The sequence below is a fragment of the Cyanobium sp. Cruz-8D1 genome, assembly GCF_024345975.1.
Taxonomy (GTDB): Bacteria; Cyanobacteriota; Cyanobacteriia; order PCC-6307; family Cyanobiaceae; genus Cyanobium.
In genome coordinates this window covers 1-14,425 of sequence record NZ_JAGQCD010000054.1, presented here as the reverse complement: position 1 = coordinate 14,425, position 14,425 = coordinate 1, and the positions used below count along the sequence as shown (strand labels likewise).

Annotated in this window: 13 protein-coding genes and 1 pseudogene; 5 read left to right on the top strand and 9 right to left on the bottom strand. The window is 63.5% G+C overall.

What is annotated here, in order from left to right:
- Nucleotides 1-125 precede the first annotated feature (125 nt).
- From KBZ33_RS19070 to KBZ33_RS19055, 4 genes and pseudogenes are all read right to left on the bottom strand, one after another.
- A pseudogene (locus KBZ33_RS19070) lies at nucleotides 126-317 on the bottom strand (aminotransferase class III-fold pyridoxal phosphate-dependent enzyme); the annotation flags it as partial.
- 4 nt (nucleotides 318-321) lie between these two features.
- The gene (locus KBZ33_RS19065; RefSeq protein ID WP_254954998.1) at nucleotides 322-1,296 is read right to left on the bottom strand and encodes a sigma-70 family RNA polymerase sigma factor; all 975 of its coding nucleotides are present in this window, start codon (nucleotides 1,294-1,296) and stop codon (nucleotides 322-324) included.
- A 162-nt stretch (nucleotides 1,297-1,458) separates the two neighbouring features.
- Complete coding sequence (locus tag KBZ33_RS19060) at nucleotides 1,459-1,899, bottom strand: phosphate-starvation-inducible PsiE family protein (RefSeq protein WP_254954999.1); 441 nt, start codon at nucleotides 1,897-1,899, stop codon at nucleotides 1,459-1,461.
- Nucleotides 1,900-1,961: 62 nt separating this feature from the next.
- A complete protein-coding gene (locus tag KBZ33_RS19055; RefSeq protein ID WP_254955000.1) occupies nucleotides 1,962-3,653 on the bottom strand; it encodes a SulP family inorganic anion transporter in 1,692 nt (563 codons plus the stop codon).
- Nucleotides 3,654-3,822: 169 nt separating this feature from the next.
- Between KBZ33_RS19055 and KBZ33_RS19050 the strand changes: the two genes are divergently transcribed.
- Nucleotides 3,823-5,196, top strand: coding sequence for a cation:proton antiporter (locus KBZ33_RS19050; RefSeq protein WP_254955001.1), 1,374 nt, complete (start codon nucleotides 3,823-3,825; stop codon nucleotides 5,194-5,196).
- Nucleotides 5,197-5,576: 380 nt separating this feature from the next.
- On the opposite strand, the gene KBZ33_RS19045 is transcribed toward KBZ33_RS19050, so the two are convergent.
- Nucleotides 5,577-5,870, bottom strand: a complete 294-nt coding sequence (locus KBZ33_RS19045) for a hypothetical protein (RefSeq protein ID WP_254955002.1) — start codon at nucleotides 5,868-5,870, stop codon at nucleotides 5,577-5,579.
- Nucleotides 5,871-6,050: 180 nt separating this feature from the next.
- Between KBZ33_RS19045 and KBZ33_RS19040 the strand changes: the two genes are divergently transcribed.
- Nucleotides 6,051-6,935 carry a hypothetical protein gene (locus KBZ33_RS19040; protein WP_254955003.1) on the top strand — a complete coding sequence of 295 codons (885 nt, stop codon included), beginning with the start codon at nucleotides 6,051-6,053 and terminating at the stop codon, nucleotides 6,933-6,935.
- Between the two features lie 904 nt (nucleotides 6,936-7,839).
- Here KBZ33_RS19040 and KBZ33_RS19035 read toward each other — a convergent pair.
- The 4 genes from KBZ33_RS19035 to KBZ33_RS19020 all read right to left on the bottom strand — a co-directional run bounded on the left by KBZ33_RS19035 (nucleotide 7,840) and on the right by KBZ33_RS19020 (nucleotide 9,919).
- Nucleotides 7,840-8,319 (bottom strand): hypothetical protein, encoded by a 480-nt coding sequence (locus KBZ33_RS19035; RefSeq protein WP_254955004.1) that lies wholly within the window; start codon nucleotides 8,317-8,319, stop codon nucleotides 7,840-7,842.
- A 172-nt stretch (nucleotides 8,320-8,491) separates the two neighbouring features.
- Nucleotides 8,492-8,920 (bottom strand): hypothetical protein, encoded by a 429-nt coding sequence (locus KBZ33_RS19030; protein WP_254955005.1) that lies wholly within the window; start codon nucleotides 8,918-8,920, stop codon nucleotides 8,492-8,494.
- A gap of 242 nt (nucleotides 8,921-9,162) precedes the next feature.
- A complete protein-coding gene (locus KBZ33_RS19025; protein ID WP_254955006.1) occupies nucleotides 9,163-9,627 on the bottom strand; it encodes a C39 family peptidase in 465 nt (154 codons plus the stop codon).
- A 157-nt stretch (nucleotides 9,628-9,784) separates the two neighbouring features.
- On the bottom strand, nucleotides 9,785-9,919 hold the full coding sequence (locus KBZ33_RS19020) for a hypothetical protein (protein ID WP_254955007.1): 135 nt from the start codon (nucleotides 9,917-9,919) through the stop codon (nucleotides 9,785-9,787).
- A gap of 279 nt (nucleotides 9,920-10,198) precedes the next feature.
- Here KBZ33_RS19020 and KBZ33_RS19015 point away from each other — a divergent pair, with 279 nt between their 5' ends.
- The 3 genes from KBZ33_RS19015 to KBZ33_RS19005 are packed head-to-tail and all read left to right on the top strand — an operon-like array spanning nucleotide 10,199 to nucleotide 14,333.
- Nucleotides 10,199-12,226 carry a class I SAM-dependent DNA methyltransferase gene (locus tag KBZ33_RS19015; protein WP_254955008.1) on the top strand — a complete coding sequence of 676 codons (2,028 nt, stop codon included), beginning with the start codon at nucleotides 10,199-10,201 and terminating at the stop codon, nucleotides 12,224-12,226.
- Nucleotides 12,223-13,281, top strand: a complete 1,059-nt coding sequence (locus tag KBZ33_RS19010) for a virulence RhuM family protein (protein WP_254955009.1) — start codon at nucleotides 12,223-12,225, stop codon at nucleotides 13,279-13,281. Before KBZ33_RS19015 ends, KBZ33_RS19010 begins: the two co-directional genes overlap by 4 nt.
- A complete protein-coding gene (locus KBZ33_RS19005; RefSeq protein ID WP_254955012.1) occupies nucleotides 13,278-14,333 on the top strand; it encodes a restriction endonuclease subunit S in 1,056 nt (351 codons plus the stop codon). The genes KBZ33_RS19010 and KBZ33_RS19005 overlap by 4 nt, the downstream gene beginning before the upstream one ends.
- Nucleotides 14,334-14,425 lie beyond the last annotated feature (92 nt).

Genomic DNA, 14,425 nt, shown 5'->3' with positions numbered 1-14,425 from the left:
CTGATTCAGGCCCATCGATGGGCATGCTCAGCAGAACAAAAGAGCCTCAGCAGCGATGAAGAGTTCAGCGCGGCCAGAATTCGCCGTGCTCAGAGGCTCGATGCTCTATTGGCAACAAACTCCTAGCGGGCGATGGCTGCGGCGATCTCCGGTTCGCCGGGGCCGTGCAGCATCACCCACCAGCTGCTGATCGCATCGATCAGGCGGCGGCCATCGTCGAGCTCCAGCTTGCAACCCCGGGCGACGCGCACCCGCAGCGGCACCGGCGCGGTGGCCACCTGGCTGGTGGGGTGCCAGAGGTGGGGGTGCCAGGGCATCGGCTCAGGCTTCGAGATGGTCCAGGTAACGCGTCGACAGTCGCCGGATTGAGGCATTGGCTCGCCGTTCCAGGCCACGGGCCGTGTCCCGGGTGATGCCCATCTGCCGCGCCGTGGCGCTCAGGCTCAAGGCTTCCCCCGCTGCGATCCCGTAGCGCAAGCGCAGCAGCTCGGCTTCCTGTGCGGGGAGTTCATCGAGCAGCTGATGGATGTCTTCCTGCATCAAGGTGGCATCCAGCTGCTCCAGGGGCTTGCTGACGTCGCAGGCCAGGCTGTTTAGCAGGCTCAATTCGGATTGAGAGTTCAGCTGCCCTTCCAGGCTCAGGGGTTCCTGGGCCCGGAACAGCACCTCGCGGATATCCAGGGACTTGAGCCCTGTGGCGGCTGCCAACTCCTCCAGGTTGGGGTCGCGTCCCAGCTGCTGGCTCAGGGATTGCTGGGCCTGGCGCAGCCGGTACAGCTGATCAACCATCGATGCGGGCAAGCGAATGGTGCGGCCCTTGGTCACCAGGGCACTGCTGATGCCGTCTCGGATCCACCAGGTGGCATAAGTGGAAAATCGGTAGCCCCGGCTGGGGTCGAACCGTTCCACGGCCCGGATCAGCCCGATGGTGCCCTCCTGGATCAGGTCCTCCAGCTCCACAGGGGTGTGCTGGTAGCGGCGAGCCATGATCACCACCAGGCGGATATTGGCGAGCACCATGCGGCTGCGGGCCTGGTCGGCCTCCCGCAGGCAGCGCTGCAGCTGGCGCACCTCCATGCCGGCTTCTCGGGCCCAGGCTGCCAGGCTGGGGGCCACGCCGCCGGCACGCAAGGTCATCTCCTGAGCCACGTCGGTGGCTCGGCAGCCGCCTTGAACCAGCCTGGCCAGGCTGATTTCTTCCTCAGCGTTGAGCAACGCATTGCGGCCGATGGCAGCGCGCATGTGCTGGCTGAGTGCGTCGCAGTCGCCCTTGGGGCGGTTCTGTGGCGCAGGCATCGGACTGTCGTCTGCAGTTGAGTCGCGAAATAGTAATGAGTATTTTGTGGAGTTGGGTTATTTCTGAGCTGTTGACCAACTAGGAGCTGCAATATTTGCGATCACAAAAGCTGATCAATGCCTGGAGATGCGTTGGCATTCCAGGCTTCCGTTGGCCATGGATCAGGCTGATTGCTGGTCATGTCTGGCTTGTTTGACCAGCCAATAGGCCGCGGCAATGCCTACCACAATCACCCCAAAACCGGCCATGAGTTGGGGATTGCTTTCGGTGCCTGGTGGTAGCACAATCACTTTTCTGGCTACCGCGGTCATGGCCGTGAGCAGCACCAGTTCGATTTGTACAACCTGATCACGCAGATAGGCGGTCACGTTTTGCAACACTTCCAGGGCGATAAAAATCATCAGGAGCCGATCAAGAAGCTGGATGAGTCCTCCCTCAAACCAATCCGTCTGGAATCGAGCGATTTTGATGCTGGATTCAACCACCAGTTCGATGACGGCAAAGCCGATCACCACGGCCAAGAGTAGGGCTAAAAGTTTCGCCAGTAGCCTTTCATAGCCATGCACGATGGAGAGGAAACGTTTGTCGCCAAACTGATCCATGGGGTATCACTAAAGAAAAAAGGACCCGTCCTGGCCGACTCCTCTGGGTTGGGATTTGGGCGTCAACCTAAGGCTGCGACCGAGCGCTGCAGGGCGTCGCGACGGCTGAGGCTTGTGTGCTCAGGGTCCAGCTTTTTATAGAGGCCGAGCTTCTCCAAGCGGCGCTGAGTCGTGCCGGTGGCGCCCACCACAAATACCTCACGCCCTTTCTCGATCGCCTCTTCCACGGCGTTTTCCACGGCCAGGGCGGCGGTTACCCCGAGGTGCGACACCTCGCTGAGGTCAAACACCACCGCCCTCACCTCGCCGATGGCGTTGTGCTCGCGGGCGATGGCTTTCGCCACCCCGAAGATCATGGCGCCGTTGAGCTGGAACAGCAGCACCTGGCCCTTGCCCTGATCGAGCAGGGCCTTCTCGTCATCGGGGAGCAGCAGATCACCATCACCGGTGCTGATCGACTTAACGCTCTTGCTTTGCAGGGCGCTCATCTTGTCGATGGTGAGGATGTTGGCGATGAACACGCCGATGCCGACGGCGGCGATCAAATCCACCAGCACGGTGAGCGCGATCACCAGATACATGATCAGGGCGCCGCTGATCGAGATGCGGTGCGCTCGCTTGAGGAAGCCCCAGTCGACGATGTCGACACCCACCTTGAGCGCGATGCCGGCAAGCACGGCCTGGGGAATCTGGGCCGCCACGCCGGCGAAGGCCAGGATCACCACCATCAGGATCACGGCCCGGCTGATGCCCGAGAGGGCGCTGCGGCCGCCGGCCTGGATGTTCACCACCGTGCCCATGGTGGCGCCGGCACCGGCGATGCCACCGAACAGGCCGGACGCGATGTTGCCGAGGCCTTGGCCGATCAGTTCCTTGTTGGAATCGTGCTCTGTACGGGTGATGCTGTCGGCCACCACTGCGGTGAGCAAGGCATCGATGCAGCCGAGCATGCCGAGCACGGCGGCATCGATCAACATTTTGCTCGCTTGTCCCAGCTCGAAGTAAGGCATGCGCAGCTTGGGGAAGCCCGAGGCGATTTCGCCGATGCGGCGAATCTCCTCGCCACCACCGTCACCGCTGAGCAGGGTGAGGGAAAGCACTGTGCCTGCAACCAGGGCAATCAACTGGGGTGGAGCGATTTTTTTGATCGCCCCCGGGGTGAACCAGAGGATGGCCAGGGTGATCAGAGCCAGAACAACCTCCGGCTGGCGTGCGTTCTGAATCAGCTGGGGCAGGGCGTTGAGGGTGCCGATCACGCCGCCCTTGGGGATGGCCTGACCGAGGAAGGGACCCAGTTGCAGGATGATTAGGATGATGCCGATGCCGCTCATGAAGCCCGAGATCACCGTGTAGGGCATCTGGGTGACGTAGCGGCCCAGCTTCAGGAAGCCGAAGGCGATCTGGAACACACCCGCGAGCATCACCACGGTGAAAGCCATGGCCAGGCCGTTCTCCGGATCGGCGGCGGTCAGGCTGGCGATCACGGCGGTCATCACCACCGTCATCGGCCCGGTGGGCTCGGAAATCAGGGAGGGGGTACCGCCGAACAGAGCGGCAAACAGACCCACCAGCACGGCACCCCAGAGCCCGGCGGCGGCGCCGGCCCCGGAGGCCACACCGAAGGCGAGGGCCATCGGCAGGGCGATGACCGCAGCGGTGACGCCGCCGAAGATATCTCCCTTGATGTTGTTGGTGCTGATGTGATTCAGCACCTTCAGACCCGGGCGCCCGTGGGGCTCCGATGAGGTTGTCATCGCTACGGCACATGGTTGGCGCGGAACCTTAGGTGCGATTCCCTGCAACTGGGTCAGTGGTTGCCGGAATCTCCTCCGGTCGTCGACGAGGGTGACGGGGCGCTGCTGGAGTGGAGCCCCAGCCGGCAGGTTTTTGTGCCTATATCCACGCCACCTTCCATGAGGCTGCATGCTTCTCCCTCCCGCATCGCTGCTGGCAATTGCCCCCTTGCTCGAGATCAGCCCCCACCAGCTTGAAGTGGCGGAAACCCTGATCCAGGTGGGCCGCTTCGTGGTGATCTTCCTGGTGGCGCGCGCCATCGCCGAGCTGCTCGTGCGCCTGCAGCTGCCCACCATCCTGGGTGAATTGGTGGCAGGCGTGCTGATCGGCGTGTCGGGCCTGCACCTGATCGTGCCCCCGGACACCCAGGCCCAGCTGGCTGCCGGCGTCACGTCGCTGGTGGGATCCCTGGCCGGCATCGCGCCGGAGGCGGTGAGCGAGGTGTACAACGAAACCTTCCCCAGCTTGCAGGCCGTGTCCCAGCTGGGCCTGTTTGCGCTGCTGTTCCTCACCGGTCTGGAGAGCGAGCTCGATGAGCTGGTGGCCGTTGGCCTGCAGGCCAGCACCGTGGCGGTGGCTGGGGTGGTGCTGCCCTTCGCCATGGGCACGGCTGGCCTGTATTTCCTCTTTCATGTGCCACTGATTCCCGCTGTCTTTGCCGGGGCGGCGATGACGGCCACCTCGATCGGCATCACAGCCAGCGTGTTCGGCGAGCTCAAGTGGCTCAAGCGCAAGGAGGGCCAGATCGTGATCGGTGCCGCCGTGCTCGACGACATCATCGGCATCGTGATCCTGGCGGTGGTGGTGGCCATCGTGGGTGGCGGCGCGTTCAGCCTCGGCCCGGTGCTGAAGCTGTGTCTGGCGGCGGTGGCCTTCGTGGCCGTGGCCCTGGTGCTGAGCCGCACGGCCGCGCCATCCTTTGACTGGGTGGTGGACCGGCTCAAGGCGCCCGGCGATGTAGCCGTGGCCAGTTTCCTGGTGCTCACCGTGTGCTGTTTTGCGGCACAGGCCATCGGCCTGGAGGCGGCCCTGGGTGCCTTCGCCGCGGGGCTGATCCTCAGTGCCTCGAAGCACACCCATGACATCGATGCGGCGGTGAAGCCCCTGGTGGCCCTGTTTGCCACCGTGTTTTTCGTGCTGATCGGCACGGGCCTGGATCTCTCGGTGCTCAACCCCCTCGATCCGGCCAACCGGGAGGGATTGGTTGTAGCCGCTTTCCTGCTGGCGGTGTCGATCGCCGGCAAGGTGGCCGCCGGTTGGAGTTACCTGAGCAAGGAACCCACCAACCGCCTGGTGGTGGGCCTGGGGATGATGCCGCGCGGCGAGGTGGGTCTGATCTTCCTGGGGCTGGGCAGCCAGGCCGGCATCCTCACGCCCGCCCTGGAGGCCGCCATCCTGCTGATGGTGATTGGCACCACCTTCCTGGCCCCGATCCTGCTGCGGCTTGTGATTCCTCGCGAACCCGGTGAGACCACAACCGTGGTCGCCGACCAGCCCGCCTGATTCCGTGCCGTTGGCTTCGCCCTATGCGGGGCAGCGGCTATGCCTTTCCACCCACCACCGCAAGCCGCGAGACCTGGCCCTCCCTCTCCCACTGGGCGTCAAACTCCCGATCAATGTGCTTGCTGCTGCTGGCACTCCATGCGCGGGCCTCCCCCACGGGCAGCCCTGAGCAGTGCATCACGTAGATGGTGGGCCATCATCCCTCCCAGTAGCCGAGGTCATGATTCGGCCAGAAGTCGAGATACCAGCGGCACCAATCAGCTGGTGACCGATCACCGTCGCTGTGGGCCAGGCGGGGCTGATATGGCTTGGGCGGTGCTGATCGTATTGCCTCCAGCAGCCAGCTCGGAGCATCAGTGAGCTCGATCTCAACGGGGCTGCTACTGGGGCCACCAGCGATAGGCGCCGGTGATGGGGTGGGCGCCATGGATGACACTCTGCTGGTCCAGCCAACGGAACTCAATGGCGCCATGGGAGGCGGGCTTCAATCCGGAGCGCTGGCTGCTGGGAACCAGCAGCCCTAGGACCCTTTCGATCTGGCGCGGGTTGAGCGGGTGTCCCGCGCCAACCCTCTTGGCCGTCTCGCGAGAACCAAGTTGGCCTGTGGGGAGCTTGATGGCCCCCAGGTTGTCGCCGGCGACAACCTGGGGGCGGCGACATGAAAACTGAGCCACCCCGCTTCCAGAAGCCAGATCAGCACTGGGGTTGTTGGATCGGGTGCTCCCGCAGATACCGGTGCCAAAGCAGCCGGTGTTGCTCCGCGCTGAGGCGTTGCAGAAGCAGCTGGCAATAGCTGGAGTGGACGCAGCCCGGATGGGGCGTTCGCTTCAACCACAGCCGTGATGGGTGGACCCATGAACAAGCGCTTCTTCAACCAGCCGCAGGTCCCGCAGCCTCCGCTGGTCCGTTTCGATCAACCGCAGCAGTGGCCGAACCAGCCGCCGGCTGGCGAGGAGGACGACGCCGACGGTCTCGCTGGCGACAGTGACCTGCTCGGCGGCGATGCTGACCTGGGTGATGAAGACCTCGACGACGAGGAGCTGGAGGACGAGGAACCCATCAGTGGCGATCCGCCTGCGGATCCGGTCGGCGAAGCCCTCAGGGCCGAGCGGCGCCGCACCAACCAACTGGAGCGGGAGCTGCGCACCGTCAAGCGCCAGCTCGGGCAGTTCTCCAAGATCAACCCCGAGGAATACGAACGACTCAAGGAGGCCGACCGCCAGAAGGAGCAGCTGGAGCACCAGATTGCCCACCGCGAGCGGCAACTCCAGGCCGATGCCGACCGCAAGGTGCGCAGCGTGGCCAAGCAGCGCGACAAGGCGCTGGAGCAGATCAACGAGCTGCGCAAGGAGCGGCTGCTGGAGCGCCTCTTCATCGACGCCGAGGGACGCCCCGGCGGCGACAACCGCGGCAGCTTCTTCGACATCTTCAAGCAGCAGGTCGGCGCCGAGTTCAGGCTGGAGCAGGACGCCAACGGCCGTGACGAGCTGGTGCCGATCGACAGCAAGGGCAATCCGCTGCTGGGTGATGACGGGCAACTCAGCTCCCGTGACCATGTCGAAACACTGCGCACGCACCCGGTGCTGGGATTCCTCTTCTCCCAGCGCGGCGGCCTCGGTCCGACGAGCACCATGGCGGAGTTCGATGGCAATGGGACCCTCACCAACCTGCAGACGATGAGCTCCTCCGAGCTGTACCTGGCCACCTACGCCAAGAAGCCGGCCGGCGCGCGTCACTGATCCTGACCGCGGCCCGGGCCGCCGGGCCACCACGCCATCAGCGTCTTCCTTGCCCCCTGGAGTCGCCGCAGCACGGCCGAGCGGTCCGTGCTGCGGCATCCGCGTGCGCACGTACAGACCCCGATGCGAGACGCAACACCGGCCATTCCCGACGGGCCGGGGTTAAGCGGGCGTGGCTGCAGAAGCCAGCGGCACGGCGCCACCGCAGTAGCCGCTAACGCTCACGACCGTCGGGCTTCCTCGGCCGCACGAGCGCCCGGTTCTCCCCGCGCCACACACCAGCGGGGCGGGCGCCGCGGCCGCCGCGAGCGCAGCGAGCACGACCGAGCGGAGCGAGGGAGTTGCTCACAACGGAATGAACGCGCGATCAACACACACACAACACGCAACCGCAAACACGCGATTGAAATAAAACAAATGAACAATCAAACAAATGGGGTATATACCCACAATTACTAAAACGACGCGGACAGCGCTTCCGAAATCTGAGTAATTCTGGAAAATCAATGTCCATCCGAAGCCAGGAGTCCGGGCCACCACAAGCCAACGCAGCCCGCAGCAGGCGCAAGGGCGGAGCGCAGCAGGCGGCCCGTGCTCAACCTCGGCCTTCCCCGTCAGCCTGAGGCGGCCACGGGGCGCAGCGGAATGCCCGAGCGGGAGCGAGCGGCTGGAGCCGCCAGGCCGCCGTCAGCTACTGCGCCGAGGCTGGCGCGGGAACCCCGAGCAGGCGCGAGCGGGTGGAGCGTTTGGCCGCTGGAGCAGCGAACCAGCCAGCGGTGCTGACCCTGCGGTCTGGCTCCTCTCTCGATCAAGTGCCCATCAAGCTCCCATCAAGTGCCCATCAAGTAGCCGTGTCGGATGGAACCCGGCGGAAGGCCCGCCGGGTGGCCCAGGGCACCGGGCCCTACACCGCCCAACGCAGGGGCGGCTCCGGATCGGCCTCCGCTGCGCTGCCGGGATCGATCAGATCCCACCAGGCCCCGGGGCACAGGGGCTCGACGGGCTCGGGCTCCTGCCACTGGCCGGCGGCGACGGCTTCTTCCCAGCCCTCGATGGCCGCCTGCTGCTCAGGGCTGGGGGCTTTGGCCCTGGCCTTGGCTGCCTTCCCCTGATTGGGGCGCTGAACAGCGCAGCCGAAGGCGAAGGCGGCCCCATAGGCGAGCTGGCAGGCGAACCAGATCACGGCAATGGTGTGGACCAGAACCAGGCGGGTTGCGGGCTGAAGGGTGGTGGCTTCCATGGCGATGGAGGCGAAGAACACCGCTCCACCGCAGCGGCAAGCCGGGGGGTCAAGGGCGGCGCAGCCGCTTGTCCTGCCCTTGACGCCCCGGCGACCACCAGCCCGTGAGCGCCGCGAACGGCTGCTGGCTGCCCGCTGCACCATCGGGGAGGTGTGCGCCGAAGGCCAGGGACCACCGCCTCAGCCCTGCTCTCCGCCTGGTTGCCGCACCATCCGGGCTGATAGTCGCGTCAGTGAGCAGGCCGGCATACCCGGCTCGATCGTCGCCTCAAAGGGGAGCAGCCAGCCAGAGCCGGCCGCCCCCCCGGCATGCGGATCAGTGACCTGGGGCCGTGTGCCGCCGATACGGCTCAAGCAGGCAAGCCTCGACGAGCTCCATGGCCAGGAAGGCCGAGAAGCTCATCCCGCCGCAGCTGATCGCTTCTGCGGCCCCCGGGAGGCTGCCGCGATGGCCGGCTGCCGTGCCTGCGGACGCTGCTGAGGGAGGCCGGCGCCGCTGCAGCTCCCCTTCAATGCGCAGCCGCAAGGCCTGCGGCACCTTGGCGCTGGGGCGATGGCCGGCTACCCAGCCGCCCTGGGGGCTCCAGCGACAGCGCTGATCGAGCAGCTTGCTCTGCTTGCCGCGCTTGAGGAACCGAACCACCGCGGCACCATCGGCGGACAGCTCGGGATGGATCGAGACCCGCCAGCGGATGCCGGCTCTGGTGTGATCGTGCAGGACGATCGGGAACGGTGTGGACGCCATGGCCAAACCAGGCGAAGGACCCCGAAGCCCGGCGCGGGGAGGGCAAGGGCGGCAGAGCACAGCGAGGCCGCTGGCGCAGCCCTTGCCCCGCCGCGCACGCTGAGGAGGCCTGTCGCCCTCCCTTACGGCGCCTAGCAGCTCAGCTGCGGCAGCCTGCAGGCGCCTGGATCTTCGTCAGCTGCAAACCGGAGCGGGCCTGCCAGAAGACGACATTCAGTTCTGAGCCAGCGCCGGCGTGTCGATCACCTCTGCGCCACCACTCCCCTGCCCGTGCCCTCTCCCTCCACCATCCAGCGCCGCCCGAAGTTCCGGCTATAGCTACAAAAGCGGGCCGCCTTGCCCAGGGTGGTGCCGTTCACCAGATCCGCTTCCCCCAACGGGTTATGCACGATCAGGTGTGAGGGCGTGATGCCGACGACGATCAGCCAGTGGCCACCACCAGAGAGGCTGCTGACCGGGCCGCGGTGCAAGTAGCCGCAGGGGACGGGAATGCCGGTGGCGATCTGCTGCTCCAGGGTGGAAAAGCTCGCCTGATTGGAGAAGCGAGCCTTGATGCCGTAGCTGGCGAGGGCCTTGATCTGGGCCGTGGCTTCGCTGTGTCGCCGAACTGGCGCACCCGCGCCAGGTACTGGTCGTCGCCGTTGGGCCCGCTGAGGACGCCAGGCTTGAGGAAGGCCAGGAGCATGGCGCAGCTGGAGGAGAAGCACATTCGCCGGTCCTGATCGGTGGCGGAATCGAGCTGGGCGAACCAGGGCACTGGCAGCGGGTTGCCCTTGCTTGAAGGTGCAGGTTCGCTGGCGTCCCCGCGAGAGGTGTAATTCCCCAGGCACCCACTCCCCGGGTAGCCGGGGTGGGCCGCGCACCTCAGGCGGCCGGCCTAACGGCTGGCGTTGCAAGGGGCAGGTGCTCCAGCACCAGGGCATCGCGGGCACGCAGGGCAGAAAGGCTGAGAGCTTGGCACTGCTGCTGGCGGCCAGAGGGGGAAGAGAGGGAAGCCATCTGGGGGACTGCGGAGAACCCCACCCCCACCGGCCGGCCGCAGCGCCGAGACAAGGACGCCCCCCTGGGGGCGCCTGGCCCGATCCTTGACGCGGCGTGAGGACTGGCCGAGGGATTCGGTGGGTGTGCGCAGGCCCGGTGGTGAATCAGGTCTCGGCCCCTTGCGACATAAGGCAGAAGCAATGGGTTGCAGACATCGGTGTAAACAGTGGTGGTGGAGCCACTTGTCGTGATTGAGGGCCAGACTTCCGAACGACATGCGCTGGAGACAGCAGCTGAATGGGTGCAGAAGAGCAGCAGCTGGAACTCCTTGGAGCCCTGGAGGCCCTGGGAGGCTCTGCAGGCAACGGCAAGCTGCGGGAGCTGCTGGGATGGGATCAAGCCAGCTACGAAGCGGTGAAGGAGCCACTCCTTGCTTCTGGGCAACTGCAGGCGGGCCGTGGACGGGGCGGGTCGGTGAGCCTGGCTGGCCACACCCCATCAGCTGATGCCGATGCTCCTACGAGGCGCGGCCGCGCGGCGACAACGACCCCACCAGCTGCTGCTTCCCCTGGCCCCCAGCCCACCGGCAAGCAGAACCTCTCAGCCTTCATCTGGAGCGTCGCCGACCTGCTGCGGGGCGACTACAAACAGAGCGACTACGGCAAGGTGATCCTGCCGTTCACCGTGCTGCGCCGGCTCGACTGCGTGCTGGAGCCCACGAAAGAGGCGGTCCTGGCGGAGAAGGAGCTGCGCGAGGGCCAGGGGCTGGACCCGGAGCAGTTTCTGCTGCGGGTGGCGGGGCACGTGTTCTGCAACACCTCAGCCCTGAGCATGAAGCGGCTGATGGGCGATCAGGACAACATCGGCGAGAACCTGCGTAGCTACATCCAAGCCTTCACCCCGGCGGTGCGCGACATCTTCGAGAGCTTCGAGTTCCACCTGCAGGTGGACAAGCTCGACAAGGCCGGGTTGCTCTACATGGTGTGCGAGCGATTCGCCCAGATCGATCTGCACCCAGAAACGTTGAGCAACGCCGAGATGGGGCTGGCATTCGAAGAGCTGATCCGCAAGTTCGCGGAGCTTTCCAACGAAACCGCTGGGGAACACTTCACGCCGCGGGAAGTGATTCGGTTGATGGTGAATCTGATCTTCATCGAAGACGACCAGGCCCTCACCCAGGGCGGCATCGTGCGCAGCCTGTACGACCCCACCGCGGGTACCGGCGGCATGCTCAGCGTGGCGGAGGAGCACCTGGTGGGGATGAACCCCACGGCTCGGCTGGTGCTGAGCGGCCAGGAGCTCAACCCCGAGAGCTACGCGATCTGTAAGGCCGACATGCTGATCAAGGGGCAAGACATCAAAAATATCCGCTTCGGCAACACGCTCTCGGATGATCAGCTGGGTGATCAGAAATACGACTACATGCTCTCCAATCCCCCGTTCGGGGTGGAGTGGAAGAAGATCCAGAAAGAGGTGCAGCGAGAAGCCGAGCAGCTGGGTTATGCGGGCCGTTTCGGGCCGGGATTGCCACGGGTGAGCGATGGCTCGCTGCTATTTCTGCTGCACCTGATCAGCAAGATGCGCCTGGCTCTAGAGGGCGGCAGCCGCTTCGGGATTGTGCTGAATGGCTCACCCCTGTTCACCGGCGGCGCTGGTTCCGGCGAAAGCGAGATCCGCCGCTATGTGCTGGAAAATGATCTGGTGGAGGCGATCATCGGTCTGCCCACCGATATGTTTTACAACACCGGCATCAGTACCTACATCTGGATCCTGAGTAATCGGAAGCCCTTGGAGCGCAAGGGCAAAGTGCAGCTGATCGATGCCTCCAGCTTCTGGCAGAAGATGCGTAAGAGCCTGGGTAGCAAGCGTAAGGAACTCAGCCCCGAGCACATCGATGAAATCACGCGCCTTTTTGGCAGCTTTGAGGAAGCCGAGAACAATGGCAAGCCGATCAGCCGGATCTTCCGCACCGAAGACTTCGGCTACCGCACGATCACGGTGGAGCGGCCGCTGCGCGATGAAGCCGGCAACGTGGTGCTCGGTCAGCGTGGCAAGGCCAAGGGCAAGCCCCAGGCCGATAGCAGCTTGCGCGACACCGAGAATGTGCCGCTTTCAGAGGACGTGCAGACCTACTTCGAGCGCGAGGTTTTGCCGCACGTGAGCGACGCCTGGATCGATCACGAGAAGACCAAGGTGGGCTACGAAATCCCCTTCAACCGGCACTTCTATGTGTTCACGCCACCGAGACCGTTGGAGGTGATCGACGCCGAGCTCAAACAGGTGACCGATCGGATCCTGGAGATGATCGGGGGCCTGTCGGCATGAGCGAGGCCATAGAGCCAACACCAGCCTCGGATCTGATTCTCTATCAGACGGAGGATGGCAAAACCCGAATCCAGTGCCGCTTTGAAGACGAGAGAATCTGGCTGACGCAGGCACAGATCGCGGAGCTCTACCAGAAAGATGTCAAGACGATTAACGAGCATCTTCTGAATGTCTATGAGGACAAAGAGCTCGATGAGGATTCAACTATCCGGAAATTCCGGATAGTTCGACTTGAAGGAAAACGTGAGGTGACCCGTGAGATCAGCCACTACAGCCTGCAAGCGATTCTGGCGGCCGGTTTTCGTGTTCGAAGCAAGCGTGGCACGCAATTCCGCCAGTGGGCGAACGAGCGCCTGAGCGAGTACCTGGTCAAGGGCTTCGCCATGGATGATGAACGCCTGCGCCAGCCTGTGACATCGGGATTGCCAGACTATTTCGATGAGCTGCTGGAGCGGATTCGTGACATCCGAGCCAGTGAACAGCGCTTGTATTTACGCGTGAAGGACATTCTGGCCCTGGCTGCGGACTACCAGCCCTCGGACTCGCAAACACAGACGATGTTCAAGACCGTCCAGAACAAGCTCCATTTTGCCGTGACCGGCCTGACGGCGCCAGAAATCATCGCTCAGCGCGTCAACCCCGAGCTGCCCAACATGGGCCTCACCAGCTGGAGCGGAGCACGGGTTATCAAAAAAGATGTGAAGGTGGCCAAGAATTATCTCAAGGAAGCTGAGATCAAGGAGTTAAATCGCATTGTGGGGATGTTTCTGGACTATGCCGAGGATCAGGCGCAGCGCCGCAAGCAGGTGTTCCTGAAGGATTGGCCAGAGCGCCTGGATGCGTTTCTTTCCTTCAACGACCGCGATGTGCTGCCGGGGCTTGGCAGCGTGTCCCGCGACGCAGCCGAGCAGCGGGCCTTGGCGGCCTATGAGCAATTCAACGAGCGCCGCCGGCTCGCGGCAGAAGAGCAGGGCGCGGATGATGCCATGGCTGCCCTGGAGGATGCGGCGCGGATTGCGGAGCGGCGCAGCACAGGCCGGGAGAATCAACCATGAGCTTCCCCCGTTACCCGGCCTACAAGCCCAGCGGCCTGGAGTGGCTGGGGGAGGTGCCGGAGCATTGGGAAGTCAAGCCTCTCAAAAGACTTGCTGAGATTCAGACTGGTCTCGCCAAAGGCAAGGAAGTCGAACCAGAGGGATGCATAGAAGTTCCATTCCTGAGAGTCGCCAATGTTCAAGACGGCTTCCTTGATCTGGAGAATGTACACACGATCTTCATCCCAGAATCGTCACTAAAAAGATACCTCCTTCGTCCTGGCGACGTTCTCATGAATGAAGGTGGCGACTTTGACAAGCTAGGACGTGGCTGCATCTGGGATGGCACGATCAGCCTATGCATCCATCAGAACCACGTGTTTGCCGTTCGGCCGCATTTGATTTTACCTTCGTGGCTTAATGCCTACACCTCGTCTATCCAGGCAAACTCTTACTTTATTAGCCGATCAAAGCAAAGCACGAATCTGGCGTCCATCTCATCCTCAAACCTGATGGATCTCCGGGTTCCTGTCGCTCCTGATTTAGAGACCAAGAAGATTCTTGATTTCCTCTCTCACGAAACCGCCAAGATCGACGCCCTGATCGCCGAGCAGCAGCGCCTGATCGAGCTGCTTCAAGAGAAGCGCCAGGCCGTGATCTCCCATGCCGTGACCAAGGGGCTGAATCCAGACGCGCCGATGAAGGATTCGGGGGTGGAGTGGCTGGGGGAGGTGCCAGAGCATTGGGGGGTGAAACAACTAAGGTACGTTTGTAACATCCAGACAGGGTCTAGGGACACTGAAGAGGCGGTCGAAGAGGGCGAATATCCTTTCTTCGTCAGGTCTCAGATCGTAGAGAGGATTGACTCTTGCTCATTTGATTGCGAAGCCGTCTTGACAGCAGGTGACGGAGCAGGCGTCGGAAAGGTTTTTCATTACTATGTTGGACCCTTCGATTTCCATCAAAGAGTCTACATGCTTAACGAGTTTAAGCAAATGCATGGCAAGCTGGTCTATCACTTCCTGAAGGCTAACTTCTTTAAGGGAACTTCGAAAAATCAACAAGGCACTTGATTGTGGCATGATTCCGATTATGATCGGTTAAGCAATCTTCACAACAACTGTGGGTCAGAGAGGCTTCTGGGACGAGCAGCAAAGAGTCACAA